24 protein-coding genes and 1 tRNA gene are annotated in these 26,123 nt (G+C 50.0%); 13 read left to right on the forward strand and 12 right to left on the reverse strand.

What is annotated here, in order from left to right:
• Nucleotides 1–45: 45 nt before the first annotated feature.
• From B5F54_RS10155 to B5F54_RS10205, 12 genes are all read right to left on the reverse strand, one after another.
• Nucleotides 46–564, reverse strand: a complete 519-nt coding sequence (locus tag B5F54_RS10155; protein ID WP_087233909.1) for a hypothetical protein — start codon at nucleotides 562–564, stop codon at nucleotides 46–48.
• A 76-nt stretch (nucleotides 565–640) separates the two neighbouring features.
• Nucleotides 641–1,285, reverse strand: coding sequence for a hypothetical protein (locus B5F54_RS10160; RefSeq protein ID WP_087233911.1), 645 nt, complete (start codon nucleotides 1,283–1,285; stop codon nucleotides 641–643).
• A 209-nt stretch (nucleotides 1,286–1,494) separates the two neighbouring features.
• A complete protein-coding gene (locus B5F54_RS10165) occupies nucleotides 1,495–1,932 on the reverse strand; it encodes a hypothetical protein (RefSeq protein WP_140400358.1) in 438 nt (145 codons plus the stop codon).
• A gap of 18 nt (nucleotides 1,933–1,950) precedes the next feature.
• Nucleotides 1,951–2,640 carry a hypothetical protein gene (locus B5F54_RS17320; RefSeq protein WP_140400359.1) on the reverse strand — a complete coding sequence of 230 codons (690 nt, stop codon included), beginning with the start codon at nucleotides 2,638–2,640 and terminating at the stop codon, nucleotides 1,951–1,953.
• A 382-nt stretch (nucleotides 2,641–3,022) separates the two neighbouring features.
• Entirely contained in the window at nucleotides 3,023–3,571 is a 549-nt protein-coding gene (locus tag B5F54_RS10170) for a hypothetical protein (RefSeq protein WP_087233916.1), read from the reverse strand.
• 389 nt (nucleotides 3,572–3,960) lie between these two features.
• Entirely contained in the window at nucleotides 3,961–4,773 is an 813-nt protein-coding gene (locus B5F54_RS10175) for a hypothetical protein (RefSeq protein WP_087233918.1), read from the reverse strand.
• 23 nt (nucleotides 4,774–4,796) lie between these two features.
• Complete coding sequence (locus tag B5F54_RS10180; RefSeq protein ID WP_087233920.1) at nucleotides 4,797–5,357, reverse strand: hypothetical protein; 561 nt, start codon at nucleotides 5,355–5,357, stop codon at nucleotides 4,797–4,799.
• Between the two features lie 722 nt (nucleotides 5,358–6,079).
• Nucleotides 6,080–6,589 (reverse strand): hypothetical protein, encoded by a 510-nt coding sequence (locus B5F54_RS10185; protein WP_087233922.1) that lies wholly within the window; start codon nucleotides 6,587–6,589, stop codon nucleotides 6,080–6,082.
• Nucleotides 6,590–6,896: 307 nt separating this feature from the next.
• Complete coding sequence (mfd, locus tag B5F54_RS10190; RefSeq protein WP_087233924.1) at nucleotides 6,897–10,388, reverse strand: transcription-repair coupling factor; 3,492 nt, start codon at nucleotides 10,386–10,388, stop codon at nucleotides 6,897–6,899.
• Nucleotides 10,389–10,639: 251 nt separating this feature from the next.
• Complete coding sequence (gene pth / locus B5F54_RS10195; protein WP_087233926.1) at nucleotides 10,640–11,254, reverse strand: aminoacyl-tRNA hydrolase; 615 nt, start codon at nucleotides 11,252–11,254, stop codon at nucleotides 10,640–10,642.
• A 309-nt stretch (nucleotides 11,255–11,563) separates the two neighbouring features.
• On the reverse strand, nucleotides 11,564–12,520 hold the full coding sequence (locus B5F54_RS10200; RefSeq protein ID WP_087233928.1) for a ribose-phosphate diphosphokinase: 957 nt from the start codon (nucleotides 12,518–12,520) through the stop codon (nucleotides 11,564–11,566).
• Nucleotides 12,521–12,574: 54 nt separating this feature from the next.
• Nucleotides 12,575–13,612: a sugar phosphate nucleotidyltransferase gene (locus tag B5F54_RS10205; RefSeq protein ID WP_087233930.1), complete on the reverse strand. Its 1,038-nt coding sequence runs from the start codon at nucleotides 13,610–13,612 to the stop codon at nucleotides 12,575–12,577.
• A 338-nt stretch (nucleotides 13,613–13,950) separates the two neighbouring features.
• On the opposite strand from B5F54_RS10205, the gene ppdK reads away from it, so the two are divergent.
• From ppdK to B5F54_RS10275, 13 genes are all read left to right on the forward strand, one after another.
• A complete protein-coding gene (gene ppdK, locus B5F54_RS10210; protein ID WP_087233932.1) occupies nucleotides 13,951–16,578 on the forward strand; it encodes a pyruvate, phosphate dikinase in 2,628 nt (875 codons plus the stop codon).
• A gap of 443 nt (nucleotides 16,579–17,021) precedes the next feature.
• Nucleotides 17,022–17,255 (forward strand): helix-turn-helix domain-containing protein, encoded by a 234-nt coding sequence (locus B5F54_RS10215; RefSeq protein ID WP_054323805.1) that lies wholly within the window; start codon nucleotides 17,022–17,024, stop codon nucleotides 17,253–17,255.
• A gap of 569 nt (nucleotides 17,256–17,824) precedes the next feature.
• Nucleotides 17,825–18,964: a DUF5050 domain-containing protein gene (locus B5F54_RS10220; RefSeq protein WP_054323804.1), complete on the forward strand. Its 1,140-nt coding sequence runs from the start codon at nucleotides 17,825–17,827 to the stop codon at nucleotides 18,962–18,964.
• Nucleotides 18,965–19,336: 372 nt separating this feature from the next.
• Nucleotides 19,337–19,413 (forward strand) — tRNA-Arg (locus B5F54_RS10225).
• A gap of 569 nt (nucleotides 19,414–19,982) precedes the next feature.
• On the forward strand, nucleotides 19,983–20,186 hold the full coding sequence (locus B5F54_RS10235; protein ID WP_223385014.1) for a hypothetical protein: 204 nt from the start codon (nucleotides 19,983–19,985) through the stop codon (nucleotides 20,184–20,186).
• Entirely contained in the window at nucleotides 20,183–21,112 is a 930-nt protein-coding gene (locus B5F54_RS10240; RefSeq protein WP_002304312.1) for a DUF6017 domain-containing protein, read from the forward strand. Before B5F54_RS10235 ends, B5F54_RS10240 begins: the two co-directional genes overlap by 4 nt.
• Nucleotides 21,113–21,118: 6 nt before the next feature.
• Nucleotides 21,119–21,946, forward strand: coding sequence for a ParA family protein (locus tag B5F54_RS10245; RefSeq protein WP_002304313.1), 828 nt, complete (start codon nucleotides 21,119–21,121; stop codon nucleotides 21,944–21,946).
• Nucleotides 21,903–22,829 (forward strand): ParB/RepB/Spo0J family partition protein, encoded by a 927-nt coding sequence (locus tag B5F54_RS10250; protein WP_002304314.1) that lies wholly within the window; start codon nucleotides 21,903–21,905, stop codon nucleotides 22,827–22,829. The genes B5F54_RS10245 and B5F54_RS10250 overlap by 44 nt, the downstream gene beginning before the upstream one ends.
• Nucleotides 22,830–22,837: 8 nt before the next feature.
• A complete protein-coding gene (locus B5F54_RS10255) occupies nucleotides 22,838–23,365 on the forward strand; it encodes a hypothetical protein (RefSeq protein ID WP_002304315.1) in 528 nt (175 codons plus the stop codon).
• Nucleotides 23,366–23,419: 54 nt separating this feature from the next.
• Nucleotides 23,420–24,061 carry a DUF3846 domain-containing protein gene (locus B5F54_RS10260; protein ID WP_002588969.1) on the forward strand — a complete coding sequence of 214 codons (642 nt, stop codon included), beginning with the start codon at nucleotides 23,420–23,422 and terminating at the stop codon, nucleotides 24,059–24,061.
• A gap of 10 nt (nucleotides 24,062–24,071) precedes the next feature.
• Nucleotides 24,072–24,383, forward strand: a complete 312-nt coding sequence (locus B5F54_RS10265) for a DUF5720 family protein (protein WP_002304317.1) — start codon at nucleotides 24,072–24,074, stop codon at nucleotides 24,381–24,383.
• Nucleotides 24,384–24,419: 36 nt separating this feature from the next.
• The gene (locus B5F54_RS10270; RefSeq protein WP_330396776.1) at nucleotides 24,420–24,818 is read left to right on the forward strand and encodes a PcfB family protein; all 399 of its coding nucleotides are present in this window, start codon (nucleotides 24,420–24,422) and stop codon (nucleotides 24,816–24,818) included.
• A complete protein-coding gene (locus B5F54_RS10275) occupies nucleotides 24,760–26,115 on the forward strand; it encodes a C40 family peptidase (protein ID WP_172749686.1) in 1,356 nt (451 codons plus the stop codon). Before B5F54_RS10270 ends, B5F54_RS10275 begins: the two co-directional genes overlap by 59 nt.
• The last annotated feature ends 8 nt before the right edge of the window (nucleotides 26,116–26,123 follow it).

The following is a 26,123-nucleotide window of genomic DNA, read 5'->3' on the forward strand; positions in this document are numbered from 1 at the left end:
CAGTTCCATACCGTCCTCGGTTTGCAAGGCGTTTGCCCATGCAAATTAAGCGAATTCTTCCAGAAAAGCGGCCAAGTCCTGATAAAGCTGCTGGCCGTGCATGCCCCCAAACCCGACGTCATACTGGGTGCCGTTCATGGTGAAGTCCCCCGTGCTGTGGACGGTGATGGCCAGGATGCCCGATGGTTCGTGCGCGTCCGTCAGATCGATCGCGAGGCGGTAGACTTCTTCCCCGATACCGCCATATGTCTGATTCGGGCTTTTAAATAGGACATAGCGGTCCAGAATCTCCAGAAAAGCTTCCTGTTTTTCTGTATCCGTGTAGGAAAAAGAGAGCTCCCCCTCCTTTTGGGGCGGCAGATGCGACGTTGCTACGGTATAGTAATTTACAATATGGATCTTTTCTGTAGAGCTGAAGTCCCGCACAACATTCCCCAGAGAGGCTGGATGAAAGAACAGGGCGAAACAGAGGAGAATTGCCAAGAGAATGCCAATCCAGATCAAAGGCCGGGGAATGGGGTTTCGCAAGCGTTGCACGGGGAAGCGGATTTCTTTTGGAGTCATTTTTTATCCTCTCTCCTAAAAGGACAACGGGATCAAATTTTCCACAGGATACGGCCGTGGATGCCGGGAGAGACCGTTAGGAGGAAACTTCCCAAAGGGGCGAATGGGATTTCTCGGCAAACAGACGCAATAGCGCTTCATAAAACGCTTGATTTCGTTGCCCAAACCGCCCGATTCCACAGGGGGCCCCCTCCAAATTCATTTTCCCTTGGGAATTGATGCCGTAGGACACGGAATCCAGGGTGCCGTCCGGTTTCTCGTAACTGAGATAGATGTCCAGAAAAACGATGCCGCTATTTTCAACAAAATTGCCATTGTCGGTGATGCCAATCCAGCTTTTCCAATTTACCTTCCGGTTGACCGGGTACCCGTCCAAAAACGATGCGAGATCCTCCAATTCGGAGGGGGATTTGGTAAAGATACTGGTTGTAGTAGTTTTTGGGGGCACGTCCCCCGGCTGAAACGAGATTTCGTATTTCAGAATACTTGCGGATATAAGGGAATTTCCCCCGGTTAGGCCGTCCACGGCGAGGGGGCGCGTGTAGAAAAAGTAGACGGCCAAGAAGAAACAGAGAAGGGAAATAAGCAAAATCTTTTTGCATTTGGGATTTCGCAGTTCTGCAAGCTTCAAGGGAATTCCCTGCCTTTCCAGTATGGCATAGGAGGTAAACAAACGGGCATCCGTTGAACGGGCTACATGGATCAAGGCGATGCAGCCCAACTGCCGCCTTCCTACGGGGAATTTGTTTGCGCACAGATATTGCATGGATTGTGCATACCGTTCACCAGCGACCGAAAAAGGAGTTAAGAAGGCCCACTTCCCAGATAGAACGGATCATTGAAAAAATATGTGGGATCGTTTCAATGGCAATGAGAATCAACAGCAATACCGATGTGGAAATATCCGGCCGCCAGGAACGATGGAGATTTTCATACTTTTGAGATGGATCCGTCCTCAAGAGGAATCCCCCGTTTCCTGAAAAATACGTTGAAAAGGGCTACACCGGATAGGACATGCAGCAATGTGATGGTCCCGCTTTCGGGAGCCAATACTGGATAGAACATTCCCCAGTAAAAAGCCGAGGTAAGCCCAATCAAACCGACAAACAACAAGAGAAAACCGAAGGAAAACCGGTGCAAGCGTCCTTCGCAGGGAGTCGCCAAGAGGCACAGGATAAATCCAAAGGCAATTTCCGTGACGAATACGAAGCCCCACTTTATAACAAACCATTGGGGCTCATAAGTAAGGGAACGTTGCTTGTCCAAAAATCCGATAATAAAAGGTGTTGTTATAATTATAATTGCGAGTACAAATAACAGAATGATTTTTTGAAAAATAATTGTTGGATTAGAATTTTTTTGCATCATAGCATCATGAATGTGACATTAATGATTATTGCTCAATTCGGCTATCCATTCACTACTGCCTCTGGATAAAATAACCTGATAACGGCATCCAACCGCTTCTTGATCTCCTACAACAATACTTTCCCAATTTGAAGGAGGGGTAATGCTCCAACTTCGTTTCGTTCCCATATCATAGTTTTTGACTTGATTGGTGATACTTCCACCACTTAGTCTAAATCCAATCTGTCCTAGTCTAACTTCACTTCCTACACAATATACTCCATTCCCCATATAATCTCCTGCCGCATATGGTGAAGTGTAACTGCCAGTTACTTTTGTAAGATGAATCAATTCTCGATCGTCCACATTAGAAGGGGAAATTGAGTAGTATATTGTAGTCGTAAGAGTTACAAGTAGACTATCGTCCATAGTTTCTTCAGTATTAGTACCAGATGAACGAAGTGCATTTTCAAATTTATCTGCATTTTCATCGCTATTAAATATAAGTTTTTTCAGATCAGTCCTATAATTTGATACTCCTATGGTATTTCTGCTTTCAGGAAGTATTTGTGTTTTGGAAAATGTAAATTCAGTACCTGACCGTTCGACTAAGTTCTCAATGCGAATATCATAGAGGCTTTTTGAAGGAGACTCTACTGCCGAAGCTGGAACAGAAATAACACAACAAATCATTGCCAAAGACAAAATGAAAGAAATAAGCTTTTTCATTTTTATTCTCCTTTACTCAAAATTATTAGTAAATTTTCTTTATATTTTCTGTACATTTCCATTGGACTAATCACACCTCTCGAAAATCTTTAACAGATTTATTCTATTGCAATAATAACATTTTATTAAAAATATGTCAATAAAAATGGTAGATTTGCAAATTAGAAATAGTTGTGTGTAATTTAGAGGATTTGACGAGATGATTTTATGGATTATCAATCAAATAATAGTTTAAATGAGAAAGAAAACTCCCGGAACAGGCACCTATTCCACGCCCTGCTCCGGGAGTTGCAATCTCTAAAAAGATTTATTTCTTTACGCTTTTCCGCGCGCTGTTCCGTTCGCCCCATATTTCTTCCCGCACGACCGGCGAGAAGGAACGTTACGGCGAAATGGTTCCGTTGCCCTCTCCGCCAATCCATGCAGAGAGCTTTTGATAGAGCCCCTTCCCTTGGAAATTGCATAGGCCAACATTGTAGCGCGTATTTCCCCACCGCAGGTCTCCGTCCTCATATAAAATGAGCGTGATGAGTTTTTCCGGTGTGCTGACGCTTATGATCAGATAGTGAAGCTGTCTGGGCTTTGACCGCTTCCACTGTTGAAAAGAGCGGGAATAGGTATAGGCATTGACAATCTGAAAAAAGTCTTTACAGTTTCCTGGAAAGGTTTCGCTTCTCCCATCGAGTTGCCTCTGCGCGAGAAGGACGAGGTCGTCATCCACCTCTTCGCCCACATCGTAGACGCCGCCCCAAATGCTTTGAATCTGGCGGCATTCCCAAATCCCGGCGTGATTCGAAAAGGAGCCCGGTTGTTTGTAAACAACAGCGATGAGCATGCAAATCAGGACGGCCAGAAGCAAGAAATGGTCAGAAACCCATTGCTGGATGGATGCGGTTGCGCCATGCTTTAATAGAAATTTAGATTTATACATAAGGCGGCGCCCCCTTTTTTCCTTGTCGATTCGATAAATAACCCCCTACGATAGTTCAATATATTTCCATTGAGCCAATCGTTCCCTTTCGAAAATCTCAATAAAGATTTTATATAGTCATCATATAATACCGGGCAAAGGCATGTCAATAGAATCCATAAATGTTTATAAGAAACATATATGAGCTTTTAATTGGTTGGCTAGCAAACAAAACTCCCGGAACAGGCGCACATCCGACACCTTGCTCCGGGAGCTGCCATTTCTAAAAAGATTTATTTCTTTACGCTTTTCCGTGCGTCCTTTATCCGATTTTCAACTACCGTGGAATTCTCACGGCCAACGGAGTAGATTGTTCATAGGACACGCGGCAGATGCCGGGAGGAAGGCCGTTAGGAGGAAACTTCCCAAAGGGGCGAATGGGATTTCTCGGCAAACAGACGCAATAGCGCCTCATAAAACGCTTGATTTCGTTGCCCAAACCGCCCGATTCCGCAGGGAAAACCGTCAGCATGCATATCGCCTTGAGAATTGATACAGTAGGTTACTGCATCTAATGACCCATTCGAATCCTTGTAATAGAGATGAATTTCCAAAAGGATGCCCTCGTTGCCCTCGCAGGAATCCTCCACAGAATTCGTATGGGAGCTTATACCCAATTGTCTCTTGCGGTTTACAGGATATTGATTCAAAAATTGGGCGACGCTTTGCAGTTCAGACGGAGCCTGAGTAAAAATGCAGATTACGTTTGCGGTAGAAGCCTCAGAGGAACGGGGAGTCTCTGTTAAATCTAGCGGCCCCTCACGTTTTAGGATACGGACGGATACAAAAGGGTTTTTGCCTGCCATATCTTCTGCAGAGAAAGGGCGCGTGTAAATAAAATATGCAGCAAGGAAGATCCCCAAAAGGGTTGGAATCAGAATTCTTTCTCTGCCGAACCAATGAAAAACAAAATCGAAAACGAGAATAGCCGTCCATATTACTTCATAAATGATGGTTTCGATTATGGCGCGATTCCTTTTTAGGCTTAGACCTTCTTTTTTCCATACCCGCATACATACCACAATGTCCGGATAAGACCCGATGAAGCAGCCAACGCTTACGCATAGGATTGCCAACGGAATCGGAATGTTTTGTTGAAGCTGGACCGGGGTAAGGATTAGAATCACGCTAACAATTAACCAGATAAGCCGTCTAAGAGCCATTCTATAAACTCCTCTAACGGAAGTTAAAAGGCAACTTCATCAACTATGCGCATGGGATATGATCCTTCGTAATAATGGGTGACAGCAGGGAGATCTTCTTCCCGCCCGCTTGTATCAACTACTGTTGCAACAACCACATATTTGGATTGGAAATAGGCAAAACTTCCGTCAGAGTACTTTACTTCTCTATACGATTTGTATACAGTGCCATATGTATAATCAATTTCAAAACCTGTCGCAATGACCACTTCTGCTGCACCATAAAGAGATTTTGCTATTAACTTTGCAGTAGGATCAGGAACAACTCTTTGGACCACAGCAGATACTCTGGATACAAAATCTGCCCATTCTTGTACACTCGTAGTCCATACTTCTTCTCCGTTTCCAAACCAAGGGCCATAGATCATACTATCGGCAATTGATGCTGTTCCAGTGGCACCTATGGAAACATCATTTGCTTGGGTGATAACTTTTTCCGAGACATTATTTTCTTTCGGAAAAGCAAATGAAAAAGTTGGGCTATATGTTGTTAGAGCCAATATTAAAACCATAAGAGTGCAGAAAAACTTTTTGTTGTTTTTCATTTTTATTCTCCTTTACTCAAAATTATTAGTAAATTTTCTTTATGTTTTCTATACATTTCCATTGGACTAATCACACCTCTCGAAAATCTTTAACAGATTTCTTTTATTATAATAATAACGTTTTATTAAAAATATGTCAATAAAAATGGTAAGTTTATAAATTAGAAATAGTTTGGTGTAATTTAGAGGATTTGACGAGACGATTTTATTGATTATAAATCAAACAATATTTTAAATGGGAAAGAAAACTCCCGGAACAGGCGCACATCCGACGCCCTGCTCCGGGAGTTGCAATTTCTAGAAAGATTTATTTCTTCACGCTTTTCCGCGCGTCCTCCATTAGGTTCAGCGGGAAATCCAAGGCGGAAACTTTTTTAGTCGACAGTTGATGCACTTATTTGGGAAAATATTTAGAACTTTTATCTCCTGCTTACTATGTAAGCTCCATATGTAAGCCAAGGGCCTGTCATGTCAACCAAAAATAGGAACCGATTACCAAACAGAGACAGATCAAAGAAAATCCCGTAAATAATAAGAGTTTCCATTTGTTTATGGCCGTTCGCTCTTCCCGCCATAACAGGAGATACTGAAGGATCCCAGTTACACAAATAATTCCAGTGGCAACAAGGCCAAAAGTAAGACGGATCGGACGGGGAAAATTAAAACAAATTGAAATTAATAGAAGAGCAGAGGCGAAGTATCTTAAAATATTACCAATGTTTTCAAATTTCTTCATTGGCCTTCATCATCATTTGACCCTCAAAAATCTGTGTGTCGCTTGTTAAATAATCGGTTCTACCAGGGTCGCTGTAGAAGGTAGTTATGACCATCGTTTCATAGTGGGAAAATGCACCTCCAACCTCAATTTCCCGATATCGTTTTTGAATCGTGACATAATAAGTATGTGCGGAACTTTGATCATCTTCTACAGAAGAAAGAATCGTAGCCCCTACAGCACAAACAGACTGAATCGCAGGGTAGGGAATAAAAGGACCAATTGCAGCCATTAATACCGCACTTACTCTAGCCTGAAATTGTTTTTCTTCTCCAGAAGGGACATAGATCGAAAAGTCTTCTGAAACATCCCCAAACCATGGCCCTGCACTTTCTGCGGCAATTGTGTCACTGTCATAATTCGTTAAAGGAGCTTTTGTACTGACTGCCGAAGCCGGAACAGAAATAACACAACAAATCATTGTCAAAGACAAAATGAAAGAAATAAGCTTTTTCATTTTTATTCTCCTTTACTCAAAATTATTAGTAAATTTTCTTTATGTTTTCTATACATTTCCATTGGACTAATCACACCTCTCGAAAATCTTTAACAGATTTCTTTTATTATAATAATAACGTTTTATTAAAAATATGTCAATAAAAATGGTAAGTTTATAAATTAGAAATAGTTTGGTGTAATTTAGAGGATTTGACGAGACGATTTTATTGATTATAAATCAAACAATATTTTAAATGGGAAAGAAAACTCCCGGAACAGGCGCACATCCGACGCCCTGCTCCGGGAGCTGCCATTTCTAAAAAGATTTATTTCTTTACGCTTTTCCGTGCGTCCTCCATCAAGTTCAGCGTTTCGCCCAGCACGTCCAGCGGGGTCATCGGGGGGAGGATCTTCACGCTGATGTACGGTTTCCCGCTTGCGTTGAGCGTCACGCGCTTTTTGAGGGTGGAGGTCAGCGCCGCCATCTGCGCCATGTCCGCTGGGTTCTTCAGGCTGAAGCCCGGCTTATACAGCAGCAGGCAGTCGTCGCGCTGTTTGACCTCGCTGATGCCCAGGCCGGAGGCCAGGTTGCGCAGCAGCGCGACTTCGATCAGCCCGTTGACGCTCTCCGGCGGCTCGCCGAAGCGGTCGATCAGTTCGTCGGTCACGTCCAGCGCGTCCTCGCGGGTACGGATGTCTGCAATGCGGCGGTAAATTTCCAGACGCTGGCTGAGGTTCTCGATGTATTTGTCCGGGATGTGCGCCTGAATCTGCATATCCACCAGGCATTCCTGGCCGTATTCCTGCACCTCTTCGCCCTTCTCGCGGCGGATCGCCTCGCTGAGCAGGCGCAGGTACATGTCGTAGCCCACGGTCTCCATATGGCCGTGCTGTTCGCCGCCCAGAATGTTCCCTGCGCCTCGGATCTCGAGGTCGCGCATCGCAATCTTAAACCCGGACCCGAATTCGGTGAATTCCCGGATTGCGGACAGCCGCTTCTGGGAGATCTCGGAGAGCACCTTGTTCGGCGTGAACGTCAAATAGGCATAGGCGCGCCGTGCGGAACGGCCCACGCGCCCGCGGAGCTGGTGCAGCTGCGAGAGGCCCATGCGGTCCGCGTTCTCGATGATGAGCGTGTTGGCGTTCGGCACGTCCACACCGGTTTCGATGATGGTGGTGCATACCAGCACATCGATTTCGTGCTCCAGGAGCTTCCGCCAGACCTCGGAGAGCTCGTGCTCCGCCATCTTGCCGTGGCCGAACCCGACGCGCGCCTCCGGAATCTGCGCCTGGATGCGCGCGGCGGTGCGCTCGATGGACGCCACGTCGTTGTGCAGGTAGTAGACCTGGCCGCCGCGCCGCAGTTCCCGGCGGATGGCCTCGTTGATGACCGCGTTGTCGTGTTCCAGCACATAGGTCTGCACCGGATGGCGGTCGTGCGGCGCCTCCTCGATCACGCTCATATCGCGAATGCCGGACAACGCCATATTTAAGGTGCGGGGGATGGGCGTTGCGGAGAGAGTCAATACGTCCACATTGTTGCAGAGGGACTTCAGTTTTTCCTTTTGTGCCACACCGAACCGCTGCTCCTCGTCGATGATGACCAGGCCGAGGTCCTTGAATTTCACGTCTTTGCTGACCAGGCGGTGGGTGCCCACGATCATGTCGATTTCCCCGCGCTTGAGCTTGCGGAGAATTTCTTCCTGCTGCTTCGGCGTGCGGAAGCGGGAGAGCAACTCCACGCGGACCGGGAAGCCCTCCATGCGGCGCGTCACCGTCTGGTAGTGCTGCCAGGCCAGGATCGTGGTGGGCACCAGCAGCGCGCACTGCTTGGAGTCGCACACGCATTTGAAGGCGGCGCGCAGGGCGACTTCCGTCTTGCCGAAGCCCACGTCGCCGCAGAGCAGCCTGTCCATGGGCGCCTCCCGCTCCATATCGTTTTTGATCTCATCGATGCAGCGGAGCTGATCCTCCGTCTCGTCGAATTCGAAATGGGATTCAAAGTCGCGCTGCCATTCGTTGTCCTCGGAAAAAGCGTGCCCCTTGGCCTGCATCCGGTCGGCGTAGAGCTTGATGAGCTCCTTCGCCATGTCCTTCACGGCGGTGCGCACGCGGGCCTTGGTCTTTTGCCACTCGGTGCCGCCCAGCCGGTTCAGCTTGATGTTGGCGTCTTCGCGCGGCCCGATGTATTTGGAGACCATGTCTAGCTGGGTGACCGGGACATAGAGCGTATCGCCCTTGGCGTATTTGAGCTTGATGTAATCCTTGACAACCCCGTGCATGTCGATTTTATGGATTCCCTCGAACACACCGATGCCGTGCGAAGCGTGTACAATATAGTCGCCCGGCTGCAATTCCGCGATGCTGTAGATCTCCTGGCTGTTTTTGGCGCGCTTGGGCTTGCGCTGTTTGGTGGTGAGCAGGCGGCCATGGGTAATCAGCCCGAAAAAGGCGCCGGGGAATTCCATGCCGGCGGAGAGCGCGCCGGCGGTCACGACGACCGTGCCGCGCTGGATGGTCTGCGGGTTTTCCAGGTAGTCCGCAGGCAGGCCGGCGGCTTGCAGGTCCGCCGCAACGGTGCGCGCGCTCCGTTCGTTTCCGGCCAATACCACGCAGGACCACTTGTTGTGGAGCATGTTCCGCAGGTCCTCTTCCAGGAGCTGCGTGCTGCCGCCCCACACAGAGAGCTGGCGCGCGGTTACGCCGATGAGCGTGCGGATGGGCGTGTCGTAACTGCCGCGCGCAAAGGTATCCAGATAGACCGTATCGTGCGAAAATTGCCCCACCGCGTAGGTCCAATCGGCGCTGTAGGTGTCCAGCCCACGGCAGAGGACGCCCTCCTCCAAATAATCCTTGAGGTCCTCGCCCCATTGGAAGGCGGTGCTGCGGGCGCGGTCCTTGACCTTGGTCCCCTCGCTGACAAACAGGAGCATGTCGTCCGTCCGGTAGTCGAACAGCGTGGCGATGCGCCCATACAGTAGGGGGAAGAATTTGTCCGCACAGCCGAGATGGACGCCCTGTTCCAGCTTTTCCGCCTGTGCGCGCAAAATCTCCTTGGCCTTGGGCGCAGCCTTTCCGCGCAGCGAGGAGGCCAGTTTTTCGATCTTTTTGGCGAGCACCTGCGGGTCGTCGACCAACGCCTCCACAGCGGGCGCAAGGGTCAGCTTCTCGATGGATTCCGTGCGGCGCTGCGTCTCCAAGTCAAACAGGGAGAGTGTATCGATCTCGTCGCCCCAGTATTCCAAGCGCACGGGATTGGCGGCGTCCGGCGTGAAGATGTCCAGGATGCCGCCGCGCTGGGAGAATTGCCCGGTGCCGTCGATCTGCGCGGCGCGCTCATAGCCGCAGGCGACCAGGGCGGAGACCACCTCTTCCATGGGGATGCTCTGCCCGGCGGAGATCGTGATGGTGCGCTTGCGCAGCTCCTCCGGCGGGATCGTATATTGCAGGGCCGCGTCCAGGCAGGCGATCACCGCGTCGCACTCGCCGTTCAGGATGCGCGCTAGGGCCTGTAGGCGCTGATGTTCGTATTCATGGGAAGCGCCCTCCGCGTCGCGGAAGGTGAAATCACGCATGGGGACAACCAGCGGGTGCATCCCCATGGCGGAGAGGTCGTCGCAAAGGCGCTGCCCTTCGCTCTCGTCCCCGGCAAGGATGAACGCCTTGCGATGCTGGTTGGCGCAGAGCGTGTAGATAAAGGCCGCCTTGTGCACGCCGGATAAGCCGTTGACCGCGGCGGGAAGCTGCCCGGTTTGGACGGCATTGTCCAATGTTTGAAATTCTTTTAAGCGGTTTAAGGTGTTGCAAAGAAATTTCATATCGACTCCATACTGTGCGCAATGCAAATGCATTACGTTCTGTTAATCAGAAATAAAAACTACAAATAGGAAATATTTGATAACATAAGTAAGGCCAAAAAGCGGATGAACGGTGGGAAGACGTTGCTTGAAAGCCTATCAAAGATGGCCAGCAACACACGGAAGTATCTGTTACAAAATATACTATATGTATCAATTTACATAAACAATCCAAATTGTATACGAAGATAGGGGCAGGGAACCGGCGCAACTCAAGCCCCGTTGAAGCGGTTCATCGCCTCCGTACTGTTGCCGTTGACCATAAGCGCCACAGCCTCAGCCGCATGGTCGAATACATCGGAGAGCTGCTTCTGTTCCTGCTCCGTAAAGCGGCTCAGCACCCAATCCGCCAGATCCCACCCGGGGTTGGGTTTTGCGCCAATCCCGAGCTTTATCCGGGGAAAGGTATCTTTTCCGCTCAAATATATGATATTTTTCATGCCGTTATGCCCGCCGTCGCTGCCCTTCATGCGGATGCGCATCCGGCCCACCGGCAGGGAGATGTCGTCGAACAGGACGATCACCTTCTCCGCGGGGAGCTTATAAAACTGCATGGCCTCCTGCACGCTCTGCCCGGAGAGGTTCATAAAGGTGGAGGGCTTGAGCAGCAGGACGCTTTTCCCGCCGACCTCCGCGCGCGCGCAGAGCCCCTTGAATTTGAGGCGGTCGATCTGGACGCCGGCCTTTTCCGCAATCCGGTCGACGGCCATAAAGCCCGTGTTGTGCCGGGTGCCGTCGTATTTGCTGCCCGGGTTGCCCAGGCCGACGACCAGATATTCCACAGGCCCGGTGACCGGCGCGGGCCGTCTGAAGAACTTCTGAAACATAAAAACTCCCTTTCTATTGCCGGGTGGCACGTTTTTACGGGGCGCCCGGCGTTGGAATGCCTCGTGAACCGATGCGGCCGCCCCTGGGGGCGCGCCCGGACCGGCCGGGCGCTTTGCCGCACGAAAACGGGCGGATGGAACGGAAAGCGTGGTCCATCCGCCGGGTTGGTATATGATTTCTGCGCGAAAACCGGCGAATCCCTGCGGAACCCGTCGGTTTTGCCGGACAGAAGAAGCAGGCGGGATAGCTGCGCTACCCCGCCCGTGTGTACAAAATCAAAGGAAAACAGTCAGAGAGACCGCGCCCGGTTATACAAACATCGGGCTGACCGGCTTGTCCTCATAGATGCGCTCGATGGCTTCCGCGAAGAGCGGGGCCACGGGCAGGACTGTGAATTTCGGAAGCATCTTTTCTTCTGGCAGCGGGATGGTATCCAGGAGCACCAGCTCCTTGATCGCGCTGTCGCGGATGCGGTCGATCGCCGGGCCGGAGAGGACCGCGTGCGTGGCGCAGGCGGTGACGTCCTTCGCGCCCTTTTCCATGATGGCCGCCGCAGCGTTGCACAGGGTGCCTGCGGTGTCGATCATGTCGTCGACCAGGATGACCTTTTTGCCCTCAACGCTGCCGATGATGTTCATAACCTCGCAGACGTTGGCCTTCTGGCGGCGCTTGTCCACGATCGCCAGGCTGCATCCGATGCGGGCCGCGAAATTGCGCGCACGGGTGACAGAACCCAGGTCGGGAGAAACGACAACGTATTCGTCGCTGTTTTCGCCCACGCGCTCCTTCATGAACGAGGAGAGCAGCGGCGCGCCCAGCAGATGGTCAACCGGGATGTTGAAGAAGCCCTGAATCTGCGCTGCGTGCAGGTCCATGGTCAGCAGGCGGTCGGCGCCCGCCGTGGTGAGCAGGTCTGCAACGAGCTTTGCAGAGATCGGGTCGCGGGCCTTGGCTTTGCGGTCCTGACGGGCATAGCCAAAGTAGGGCATAACAGCCGTGATGCGGGCGGCGGACGCGCGCTTCATGGCGTCGATCATAATCAGTAGTTCCATGAGATTGTTGTTGACCGGTTCGCAGGTGGACTGCACAATAAAGCAATCGGAGCCGCGCACGGATTCAAAGAGCGAAACCGAGATTTCCCCGTCGCTGAACGTGCCGACCTCGCTCTTGCCCATGGACAATCCCAGGCACTCCGAAATCTGCTTTGCCATGCGCTGGTTTGCGCTTGCGGCAAAAATCTTGATGTCCTTGCCATGAAAATTCATTTTTGCTTCCCCCTATATTTTGTGTGACTCTTTCCCTCTTGGAATGCCCCGGCATCAAGGCGTCCCAATCACCGTAAAAGGCGCAACGGCCTGGCTGGATGAAATATTGGTGTGTTCGCAGGAGGCGAAACACAGCGACGCGCCATCGCCCACCGTACAGTCCGTCAGAACAACGCTTGGCCCAATGGAGCAATCCGCCCCGACCGCCGTATTCCCACGCAGGATGGTGTTTGGCAAAATGCGGGTGGAACGCCCAATGGTGACGTCCGGGCCGATTAGGACGCCGTCCGTGCAGGGGATCTCCACGCCCGCCAGCATTTGGGCATGCAAAACCCGCTCCCTGGCGATTTCGTTCAGGGAGTTCAGCTGCACGCAGTCGTTCGCGCCCATCACCGCCGCCGGATCGGATGCGATGTAGGCTCCCGCGTTCTTATTCTGTTCGATCAAGAGGCGCACTGCGTCGGTGAGATAATACTCGCCCTGTGCATTGTCGTTGCGGATGCAGCCTAAGATGGAGAGCAGGTCGTCCGTGCGGAACCAGTAGGCCCCGGAGTTGATCTCCCGCACCGCAAGGGTCGCTTCGTCGGCGTCCTTCTGTTCCACAATGGCGCGCACGAGCCCCGTCGCCGGGTCGCGCACGATGCGGCCGTAGCCGGACGGATCGTCCAGCTCCGCGCTGATCACCGTGACGGCATTGCCCTGGCCCACATGCGCTGCTAAGGCGGTTTTGAGCACCTCCGCGCTGACAAACGGCGCGTCCCCGTTGAGGACAAGCGTGTTCCCGCCGTTGTGCGCGCGCAAAAACGGCTCCGCCATCATCACGGCGTGCCCCGTCCCGCGCTGTTCCGCCTGCAACACATGGTGCAGGTTCGCGCCGCCGGGCTTTTGCGCCGCTTGCAGGTAAGCTTCCACCTGCTCGTGCTTATGTCCCGTCACCACGCACAGTTCCTTTACCCCCGCGCCCTCCGCGGCGTCCATCACCCATTGCAACATGGGTTTGAACAGCACGGAAGCCAACACCTTCGGGTGGTTTGATTTCATGCGCTTTCCCTCGCCGCCGGCGAGGATAACGGCACAGGTCTGCTCTGGCATAGGCAAAATCCTCCGCATAAACTTTTAAAAGTTCCATTGGCGCTTGGGCCTTCCCTGTATCCGGCCGCAAGCACGAAAACGCCTGGCTTGCTATAAGCACACCCGGCTCTTGTTATTATTATCTCATATGTACGGAATTTTTCAAGCATTAATTCATGTTTCCAGCCGGATTTGTGGAACTTCCTCGGTTTTGCGCCGGAAAATTTACAAATCTCGGTGGGTTTTATTGAAAAAGAACTGGTAATCCAGCGGCTTTTTTGATATAATACGGGGAGAGCAAGAATGAGAATGTGTGTGACCTGTGCTCGTTATTTATTTTATTTAGGAGGTATATGTTCATGAGCCATAAGTATGTCTACCTTTTCTCTGAAGGAAACAAGGACATGCGTGAACTGCTCGGCGGCAAGGGCGCAAACCTTGCTGAAATGACAAAAGCAGGGATGCCTGTTCCGCAGGGTTTCACCATCAGCACCGAGGCGTGCACCCAGTATTATAAGGATGGCAGAAAGATCAACGATGAGATCCAGGCCCAGATCTATGAGTATCTCGGCAAGATGGAAGAGATTTGCGGCAAGAAGTTTGCCGATCCGGAGAACCCGCTGCTGGTTTCCGTCCGTTCCGGCGCCCGCGCTTCCATGCCCGGCATGATGGACACCATCCTGAACCTCGGCTTGAACGACGTCGTGGTTGAGGGCCTTGCGAAGTTCACCAACAACCCGCGTTTCGCATACGACTCCTATCGCCGCTTCATCCAGATGTTCAGCGACGTTGTTATGGAGCTGCCGAAGCCGGAATTCGAAAAGATCATCGACCAGAAGAAGGAAGAGAAGGGCGTCAAGCAGGACACCGAGCTGGACACCGAGGACATGAAGGACCTCGTCAAGCGCTTCAAGGCCTTCTATAAGGAAAACAAGGGCGAGGATTTCCCGAGCGACCCGAAGGTGCAGCTCATGGAAGCGGTCAAGGCCGTGTTCCGTTCCTGGGATAACCCGCGCGCAAACGTCTATCGCCGCATGAACGAGATCCCGTACGACTGGGGCACTGCTGTCAACGTGCAGGCCATGGTCTTCGGCAACTCCGGCGATAAGTCCGGCACGGGCGTTGCGTTCACCCGCAACCCGGCAACCGGCGAGCATAAGCTCTTCGGCGAGTACCTGATCAATGCACAGGGCGAAGACGTTGTGGCCGGCGTCCGTACGCCGTCCCCGATCAGCCAGCTGGAGCAGGATATGCCCGAAGTGTACAAGCAGTTTGCAGAGATCGCAGACCGTCTTGAGAAGCACTATAAAGATATGCAGGACATGGAGTTCACCATCGAGAATGGCAAGCTCTACATGTTGCAGACCCGTAACGGCAAGCGCACCGCAAACGCTGCCCTGAAGATCGCCGTTGACCTCGTACACGAGGGCATGATCGACGAGGAAGAGGCAGTCCTGCGCGTAGAGCCGCAGCAGCTCGACGCTCTGCTGCATCCGCAGTTCGACGCGGACGCCCTGAAGAAGGCGACCGTCGTTGGCAAGGGCCTGGCGGCTTCCCCCGGCGCAGCTTGCGGCAAGATCGTCTTCACGGCTGAGGACGCAAAAGAGTGGGCCAAGAAGGGCGAGAAGGTCGTTCTGGTCCGCCGCGAGACCTCCCCGGAGGACATCGAAGGCATGCAGGTTGCTGAGGGCATCCTGACCGTCCGCGGCGGCATGACCTCCCACGCAGCGGTTGTTGCTCGTGGCATGGGTACCTGCTGCGTTTCCGGCTGCGGCGAAATCAACGTCGACTATGACGCAAAGAACTTTACCCTCGGCGGCAAGACCTACAACGAGGGCGACTATATCTCCATCGACGGCTCCACCGGCAACATCTACGGCGAAGCCATCCCGACCGCTCCGGCTTCCATCGCGGGCGATTTCGGCCTGTTCATGGGCTGGGCGGACAAGTATCGCAAGCTGAAGGTTCGCACCAATGCGGATACCCCGCGTGACGCGCACCAGGCTCGCGAGTTCGGCGCAGAGGGCATCGGCCTCTGCCGTACCGAGCACATGTTCTTCGAGGGCGACCGCATCAAGGCGATGCGTGAGATGATCATTGCGGACAACACCGAGGACCGCAAGAAGGCGCTGGACAAGATCATGCCGTATCAGCAGGGCGACTTCGAGGCTCTGTTCGAAGAGATGAACGGCTATCCGGTCACCATCCGCTTCCTGGACCCGCCGCTCCATGAGTTCCTCCCGACCAAGGAAGAGGACATCGCGGAGATCGCCAAGGAGCTGAACGTGACGGTTGAGAAGGTTCACGAGGTCATCGAGAGCCTGCACGAGTTCAACCCGATGATGGGCCACCGCGGCTGCCGTCTGACGGTCACCTATCCGGAGATCGCAGAGATGCAGACCACCGCTGTGATCAATGCAGCGATCAACGTCCAGAAGAAGGGCGTCAAGGTGATCCCGCAGATCATGATCCCGCTGGTAGGCGAGGTCAAGGAGTTCGACTTCGTGAAGAAGATCGTTGTCGCTACGGCGGACAAGATCATTGCAGACTCCGGCGTTGAGCTGAAGTACGAAGTCGGCACCATGATCGAGATCCCGCGCGCTGCCCTGACCGCAGACAAGATTGCGGCAGACGCAGACTTCTTCTGCTATGGCACCAACGACTTGACCCAGATGACGTTCGGCTTCAGCCGTGACGACGCAGGCAAGTTCCTGGATGCTTACTATGACAATAAGATTTATGAGTCCGATCCGTTTGTGCACATCGATGTGGATGGCGTTGGCCGTCTTGTAGAGATGAGCGCAAAGGCTGGCCGCGAAGCAAATGCAGCCCTCCATCTGGGCATCTGCGGCGAGCACGGCGGCGACCCGACTTCCGTCGAGTTCTGCCACAAGGTTGGTTTGGACTATGTCTCCTGCTCTCCGTTCCGCGTGCCGATCGCGCGTTTGGCTGCGGCGCAGGCTGCTGTTAAAGAGAAAAGAGCGTAATAAAACGAGTTAACAGGATAGCACACGGTTTCAGAACGAGGGTATCCCAAAAGTCATGAAATGACTGAAGGATACCCTCGTTTTTTAAACCCAGATATTTTTCCAGACAGAAAGAGGGCGCCCCTTTCCTATGAATCGAAAAATTCGTAGTTTTGGGACACCCTCTTTTGTCTGGTTTGCGCTGAAAACAGCATTTGTAAACGTTAAGCCTGCGGGCAATTGCTCCTAGGTGGGACAAACTTTACTCAAGCGCTTGGTAACATAAGATACAGGGGATCGCAAGGAAATAAATGGCCTGCCATATGAGGAGCCACATGAAAACACTTCCTTTTTTCGATGGTTTTCTCCATTTTACTGCATAACGCGGTATTCGTCAATACTGCAATTTGCGGTAAGAATGAATAAAAAAACAGGACTGCGTTATTCTGATGTTAGGTGATCACATGTATCAACGTATCAGAGATTTACGGGAAGACAGGGACCTGACACAGGCGGAAATGGCGCAAATTCTTTATTGTTCCCAGCAGGTTTACAGCAATTATGAGTTGGGACAGAGGGATATTCCCACAAAGGTTCTCATCAGCTTGGCAAAGTACCACCAGACGACGACCGATTATCTATTGGGCTTGACGAATTACCGGGGAATTCCAAAGGAATATACGGAAAAATCCGAATAAGGATAGGATGGGCCACCGATGTATATGCCAGGAGAAGCGCTTTCTTACTCAATGGATCAACAGGCGATGCAAAACCGCTTTTCCAGGGAGGAAGGAAAGTGATCGAAAGTCCTCAGCGTACAGCTGGGGACTTTTTTCTTACCATACAAAAACCGCCAGCTGTCGGTGCTTACCTGTTTCCTGTAGCAATATATTGAGAGGGAATGTCCCAAAGGCGATCGTTATAGGGGGCTTACAAGCTGAGAAATGTTGGAGACGAACGGAGCGATCATAACAGGGAGCCTGCAAATAAAAAGTCAAGCCCAAAATCAAAAAAATTGAGAGCTTGAAAAAGGGTACGACAAAGTAACCAGTGAGCGAAATATCCATCGGCGGAGGCGAAGATATAAGGAATGTAAGATGTCTTATAGAAAGATGATATAGGGCTCCTTCAAAACAATGAAAGATTTTTGCTGTGTCTGCGCAGGGTTGGTCCGGGAAAAAGTCCCATAAAATTTGGGAACATATGTGTAACACCCTGTGCTACAATAACAATAAGAGCCCGATCAATTTTGAAGGAGGAAATGATTATGAAGAGGCATGGACGGCTTTTCGTCTCCCTATTGTGTGCATTTTGTGTCGCATCGATGCCTGTCACTTGCGCATGGGCGGAATGTGCTACACAAAGTGACTCGAATCTTTTGTCCGTTGAAAAATCTACCGAAACCTTTGCGGATACAGCCGTTTTAACAGAAGGAACGGCTCTGGGAAATTTGGCAAATGGCGGAACCTGTGTGGCCGGCGGTGGATATGTATTTTATGTACGCAATGGAGATATCTGGCGTATGGCGCCGAACGGCTCTGGGGACACTTGCATCCGGGCCGCGGACGGTACGGGTATTTGGAACCTCAGTTATCGAGACGGCTGGCTCTATTATGCCCGGAGCGATCAGGGAATTTATCGCTGTGATATATCTGGTAAGCAGACCACCTGTTTGGTAAAGCTTCCCGGCGTAATCGGCCAATTCTGGTTGGATAAGGATCAGATCGTGATTGCCTGCGGCCGGGATTCGGTCTATGATTTCTACCGCTGTGCGCTGAACGGTACGGGTTTAACAAAGACCTGTACTAATCCAGGTAGATTTATGTATACCTCCTTGTCCTATGCAGACGGCTGGCTCTATTTTATGGGCGGAAGGTTTGGCGAAAGTGATGCGGTCTTATATCGGATGAAGCCCGACGGGAGCGGAAAAAGCCAAGCAGTCCCTGGAAATGTAGACGATGATTTCTACATTATGGACGGTAAGTTGTATTACCAGGAGGTCTTGAACTATCATGCGGAAACAACAAGCGATGATACCACATATTATACCGGAGAATATGGGGATTTTTATGTGAAAAATCTGTCGACTGGAGAGAGCACTCGGTTGATGCAGCATTATATCGTTGAAAATAACGAGTATGTGTTTTTAGATTTGGAAGGCGCAGCGTATGGAAAACTGTTTTTTGATAAGGAACAGACGCTTTATATGACGGATGCGAATGGAAAGAATGGCAAGGTGTTGCCTTCCCCGGCCCCGTCCTTTTGGGACATTCAGTATGCTGGAGGGTGGATTTTCTGCCGTGGATGTGATACGCCTTCGACCTGGGTGACCCCGAGCAACGCCTATCGAATGCAGGAAAACGGAAGTAATAAACTAAAGCTGTACAACGCTTCGATTTCAATATAGGTTTTGATGATAGGGGATAGATGAAGAAGTGGGGATGCTGTTCGAGGGATGGCGTCTCCACTTTTTCATAGGGAAACGAGGGGATTTTCCTAAGAGTAAACCTGTGGAAATATTGACAAGCTTTGGCAGACCACCTATAATATAAAAATAGGTGTATTTGCCTCTATAAAATTAGATGGATAGAATGAACCCTTTTTAAAATCGAAGGGGCCAAACCCAATTGGGCTTGAAAACAGAATATTTTATATGCCTCCATAGTTAAATGGATATAACGAGCCCCTCCTAAGGTTGCGTTACAACGGCCACCTCAAAAAAAACTAAATAAGGGATTGCAGTTCGACTTTGATCGGGCTATAATCATATATCAGACACGTCCATATAGCTCAGCTGGATAGAGCACACGCCTCCTAAGCGTGGGGTCGGAGGTTCAAATCCTCTTATGGACGCCAGTGAACAACGCCGAAAGCCTTTGTTTTCAAGGGTTTTCGGCTTTTCTTATATAAAAAGCTACGAAAAAGCTCTTTCACTGTATGAGATAAAATTCTACTCCAAAATTTGATTTTTGACAACCCCTCCAGAATCGAACGGTTGTTATAAGACAAAATCGCCAGCTAATTTTTAGCAGAAAACGGGCTGTTCTTGCTAATGAAAATGCCCTTCCTGCTAATCAGCCCCAAAATCGTGCCAAAAATCCAGCTAATCAAAAAAGGCGGATGTTTTGAATACCATGCAGTTATAGCAGATAAAATTAAATATCGTTATGTACATAGAGCGTCTATTTGCCCCGCATTGGGGATGGATAGGCGCTCTTTTTTTATGCCCAAACCCATGGGCAAATACAAGAGATTGGAGGTGTTTTATTTGAGCAAGCCTGTTTATACCGCAGACAAGCCGAGCGACTGTCATTACTGCTACTTCTGGACGAATGGCAGAAAGGGCTGCCGTCTGGGTAGAAATAATTGCTACTACTTAATCTCTTTGCCGCCGAAACCCAAGTCGGAATGTGATGGCTGTCCCTATGGGCGAGATCACCCGTGCATTGGTTGGTGTACGAAGAAGGTTATGCGTGAAGTGGGGCTTCGTTGATATGGATGTGTATGAACAGGAATACCGCTTCTACTATTTTGCCCGATGTCCTTACGAAAAGACGGATACGACTTTCCGCAGCATTCCGCTGACAACAGAAAGTTTTCCGCAGAAAGAAGGTGGTGAAGCCGTGTGAGTTTTGATTATTTTTACGGTCAGCAATCCGATCTATTCACATTCTATCGAGTTCCGAAGGTGTTGTTCACGAACGAGAGGTTCTGGAATATTTCTGCCGATGCCAAGATGCTGTATGGCATTTTGCTTGACCGCATGAGCCTGTCTGCCAAGAATGGTTGGATAGATAAAAACGGTAGAGTGTATATCATTTTTACAATCGACGAAGCGAAGATGGCTCTGAACTGTGCTGAACAAAAGGCTATCAAGCTGCTCAGTGAACTTGAGAAGAAAGCAGGATTGATTGAACGTAAGCGCCAGGGTTTGGGAAAGCCCAACCTGATCTATGTGAAGAACTTTATCTCTGCTGTGGATTCACAACTCTTGAATTGTGAAAATCACAATTCTGGAACAATGGAAATCACAACTCAAGAACTTCCGAAATCACAATGTAATAATACTGATATTAAAAATACTGAATTTAGTGATACTGATTCTATCTTTCCTTCCGGAAATGGTGGAATGATGGACGAGAATGACCGGTATCAAGAATACTTTGATTATTTCTCGGATCAGCTCAGTATGGATTTGTTGAAGAAGGATTACCCTTACGATTCCGAAATGCTGGATAACATTCTGGAGTTGATCGTTGAAACAGTTTGCACGAAGCGACCGTTGATTCGCATTGGTGCAGAGGAGCGTCCGGCAGAAATTGTCCGCAGTCGGTTTATGAAACTGAATGCCGAACACATTCGATATGTTATGGACTGCTTCAAGGAGAACACCACAAAGATTAGAAATATCCGTCAGTATATGCTGACTACGATATACAATGCGCCGACGACAATAGACACCTACTACGATGCTCTTGTTCGGCACGATATGTCACACGGATATTTGGAAGGAGGATTTAAGAAATTGAAAATGAAGCGAGAGGAAGGAGAGTGACGATAAATGTCGAAAAAAGCAACCATCATTGCGGTGGTCAATCAGAAAGGAGGCACTGGAAAGACCACCACCACCGAGAATCTGGGCGTTGGCTTGGCTCTTGAAGGAAAAAAGGTGCTTCTGGTAGACACCGATCCCCAGGCTTCCCTGACGGTCAGTTTGGGCAATCCCTGCCCGGATGATCTGTCTCCGACACTTTCCGATCTGATGGGAAAGATTATGATGGAAAACCCTATTACTCCCGATGAAGGGATTCTTCATCATCCGGAGGGCGTTGATTTGGTGCCGTCCAACATCGAACTCTCAGGTATGGAGGTAGCACTGGTCAATGCCATGAGCCGGGAAACCATTCTCCGGCAATACCTGGATACAGTCAAACAGAATTATGATTACATTCTTCTTGACTGTATGCCGTCTTTGGGTATGCTGACCGTCAATGCGTTGGCAGCTGCCGACAATGTGCTGATACCGGTTCAGGCAGCATACCTTCCTGCAAAGGGTCTGGAACAGCTGCTTGGAACCATCAACAAGGTCAAGAGGCAAATCAACCCGAAACTGAGGATTGAAGGGATTCTTCTGACGATGGTGGACAGCCGCACCAACTACTCCAAAGACATCAGCAATCTGATTCGGGAGAGCTACGGCGGAAAGCTGAAGGTTTACAAGACCGACATTCCCCGCTCTGTCCGTGCAGAGGAAATCAGCGCAGAGGGAACCAGTATCTTCAAGCATGATCCCAAAGGCAAAGTTGCCGAAGCCTATAAAATTCTGACGAAGGAGGTGTTAAACAATGCAGAAAAAAGGCGCAAACATCAGCTTGAAGGGGTACGATGATATTTTCTCCACCGATCAATCCAGAGCTGAAGCCCAGCAGGAGCGTGTGCAGGAAATTCCGCTTTCTGAGCTACACCCCTTTGAGGGACACCCCTTCCGTGTGGTTGATGATGAAGAAATGATGAAAACGGCAGAGAGCGTCCGAGATTTCGGAGTTCTCACTCCTGCGATTGTCCGTCCTGACCCCGACGGTGGTTATGAAATCGTTTCTGGTCACAGGCGGCACCGGGCATCGGAGCTTGCGGGTAAGGAAACCATGCCTGCGATTGTTCGTGACCTGGACGATGATGCAGCCATTATTTTGATGGTTGATGCGAATTTGCAGAGGGAGAGTATCCTGCCGAGTGAAAGAGCATTTGCTTATAAGATGAAGCTGGATGCGATTAAACATCAAGGTCAACGCACCGATTTAACTTCATCCCAAGTTGGGATGAAGTTGCAGGCAATGGATATAGTCGGTCAGGAGGCAGGAGAAAGCAGAAATCAGGTACACCGTTATATCCGTCTGACCGAACTGATTCCGGAACTGCTGGATATGGTAGATACGGGTCAGATCAAATTCAATCCTGCGGTGGAGCTTTCCTATCTGGCAAGTGAAGAACAGAAGGATTTTCTTTCTGCAATGGATTATGCTCAAGCAGCTCCTTCCCTTTCGCAAGCACAGCGAATTAAAAAGCTCGCACAGGAGGGCGAGTGTACGCTGGATGCGATGTGCGAGATTATGAATGAAATCAAGAAGGGAGAGCTGGACAGAGTAACCTTCAAAACGGATTCGTTGCGAAAATACTTCCCGAAGTCCTATACCAACAAGCAGATGGAGGATAAAATCATTCAGCTTTTGGAGCAATGGCAGAAAAAAAGAGAAAAATCAATGGAAAGGTAAGGTAAAAAATGTTTACACCCAAAAACATTCAGGGCGCTTTGGAAGAACTCTACGACCTTTGCGATCCTGATTATATGGTAGATATGCTCGTAAACTACAGTGAGGAGTTCGATGATATTTCTCCTGCGCTTCTGGCAAAGTCGTTTCAGAAAAATGCCGAGATGATTAGCGAGTATCGAGTATTGTCCTCTGCTGGTGAGGGTATCGACTATCAGGGAAAGGTACTTCTGAACAGCAGAGCCGTGCGGCTTCTGTCCTATGTAGAAGATATGAGCGGCGATGAAAAAGTTCGCACGATTCAGAGCAAGGAGCTGTGGTTAGCAGAAGATATGACATTCTATGTGGTGTCCTGTATGTCTACGATCACGATGGACAAGGAAGAAGCCATTTGTCTTAACGAACACCGCAGCGTGGTTACTACGGTGGAATGCGAGGACGATATTTTCTTCGACATGGGTTCCCTGATTTGCGAACTGGACGATATTTGCTTGTTCGAGCTTTTAGCCGATGTGGATGCGACTATTTATGAACTGTAACAGGTTCATGGATGGTCGCTTTTCTTATTTCCAAAGAAACGGAGGTATCGAAACTTGAAAGAATACGATGTGAAGATCACCGAAACCTTGGAGAAAACGGTTACGGTGCAAGCAGAATCTCACGATGCGGCAGAGGAACAGGTTAGAGCCGCTTATTACAATTCGGAGTACATTCTGGACTCCGAAAACTTTACCGGTGTTGCGTTCGGCACGACCGAGGAACGGGAGGTTCAGAAAGAACAGGCAGATACCATGAATGTGTTGCTGGTAAAGCCGTTCATGTATCCGCAGGCTGTGCAGATCGGCTGTGAGCTGGAGGATTTGCAGAAAGCCGTAGGTGGCGATATTGAGGCAACTTATCCGTTCAATGAGCCGGTTGCACTGGTGATGCACGACGAAGGTAAACTCGTAGGCAAAGAACTGAACCGTGCGCTGCGTGATGATGACGGCGATATTTATGACATTATCGCCGGTGATTTTCTGGTTGTGGGATTGGGCGAGGATGATTTTTGTTCTCTGTCCCCGGAACTGATGAAGCAGTTTGAGGAACACTTTCATCAGCCTGAGACTTTTGTACGCATGGGGCGCAGCATTATGGCGCTTCCCCTGCCGGATGACATGGTGAAGAAAGAAGATGCACCTGTCAAAGCTGATTCGGTTCCCCACAAAAGTAACCCTGACCGAGATGTTCTGTAAGGAGGTTCTTATGCAAAGAAATTCGACGATTGGAGAGCTGATGGAGCGAAAGCGGATTCAGGATGGTGCCAAGGAGTACCAGGGACATACCTATATGGACTTGGCACGATTTGATGACGCCACCAAGCACATGATTATTTTCGATGTGCTGACCGATGAATCGCCTGTCGGTTGGAAAGGCGAAAGAAATCGCCTGTATTTGAGCGATGTGGGTTATCAGAAGGCTCTGGATAACCAGAAAGCTGGCAATATCAAGATTATCAGCCATGCCGCAGTTGCCAAGGGCAATCTGTATTACGACCACAGAGATATGGCACGATAATCTGTTCACTCTACTGCTTGCAGGAGGTGATGAATCATGCAGGAAGAAGTTGAAAACAGAACAGTAAACCTGGCGATCAGCACAACCAAGCTGACGGGGCGCACTATCATTGCCGGTATCCGCAAGTATTTGCAGCACCGGGAAAAAGTGAAGATGAAAAAGGCACGAGACCCTGCCGTTCATGGAAAGCAATCCGTGAAACAGCTTTTGGGACAGAATCAGGGTGCTACGAATGTTGAGATCGACAAAGAGAGTATCCGTGATTTTGAAAAGCTCGCCAAGAAGTATGGCGTGGACTTTGCCGTAAGAAAAGATAAGTCCGTTGATCCTCCCCGGTTTCTTGTTTTTGTCCGTTCTAAAGATGCAGATGCTTTGGATGCAATCTGCAAGGAACATCAGGCAAGGGCATTACGACAAGGCGGAAAAGCTGGTTGAGAAGTCAGATAAAGCAAATGTAAATGCCCTGTATGAGAAGTTCAAAAAGGACAACCCCGATGCCGGTTCCAATCCCTTTTCCCGTTGGCAACAGAAAAGGGCAATCAAGAAAGAATATGCTGCCGCCAAAGCCGGTAAGAATACCGCTTCGACAACGGCTTCTGCATCTAAGGGTGCAGGCAAGGCAACGGGCAAAGCAGCTCAGGGAGCCAAGAACATCACAGAAAGAGTAACGGAGTTCTGCACCACACACTCTAAAACGATTCTGTTTGTTTTGATTGCCGGACTGCTTTTTATGATACTCTCAGGGATGTTCTCGTCTTGTTCGGCTATGTTCCAAGGCGGCACACAGATCATTCTGGGAACTTCTTTTACTGCAAAAGAGGAAGATATTATTGGTGCGGACAATGATTACAAGGCTTTGGAAGCTGCGCTCCGCAATAAAATCAATAATATCGAGCGTACTCATAGCGGATATGACGAGTACCGGTATGACCTTGATGAAATCAACCACAATCCTTATGAGCTGGCGGCGTATTTGACGGTGAAGTTTGAGGATTACACCAGAGATGAGGTGCAGGCTACCCTGCAATGGCTATTTGAGCAACAATATGAGCTGACCCTGACGGAAGTAGTAGAGATTCGTACACGAACAACATCTTCTACTGATCCCGAAACGGGAGAGACAACAACAGAGGAAGAAGATTACGAATATTATATTCTGAATGTGAAGCTCAGAAATAAGGGCTTGAACAGTGTGATTTCAAATTCCGGCTTGTCGGAAGATGATATGGAGCGATATAGAATTTTGCTTCAGACAAGGGGCAACAGACCGGATATTTTCGGAAATGACATTTACGCCACCCCTGGCGGCGAGTACACCGATTATGATATTCCGGGCGAAGCGCTGACAGACACAAGATTTGCCAATATGATTCGGGAAGCTGAAAAATATCTGGGATACCCGTATGTGTGGGGCGGCAGCAGCCCGTCTACCTCCTTTGACTGCTCCGGATTTGTTTCCTATGTAATCAATCACTGCGGAAACGGTTGGAGTGTTGGTCGTTTGACCGCAAACGGTTTGATGGGCGTATGCGACATTATCCCGAAAAGCTCTGCCAAACCGGGAGATTTGATTTTCTTCCAAGGCACTTATGATACCTCCGGTGCATCACACGTTGGTATCTATGTTGGCAATGGTATGATGATCCACTGCGGAAACCCCATTTCCTACGCTTCTATCGAATCGAATTACTGGCAACAGCATTTTTACTGCTTCGGCAGAATCAGAAACTAAAGGAGGGA

Origin of the sequence: Anaeromassilibacillus sp. An250 (genome assembly GCF_002159845.1) — a bacterium.
Lineage (GTDB): Bacteria > Bacillota > Clostridia > Oscillospirales > Acutalibacteraceae > Anaeromassilibacillus > Anaeromassilibacillus stercoravium.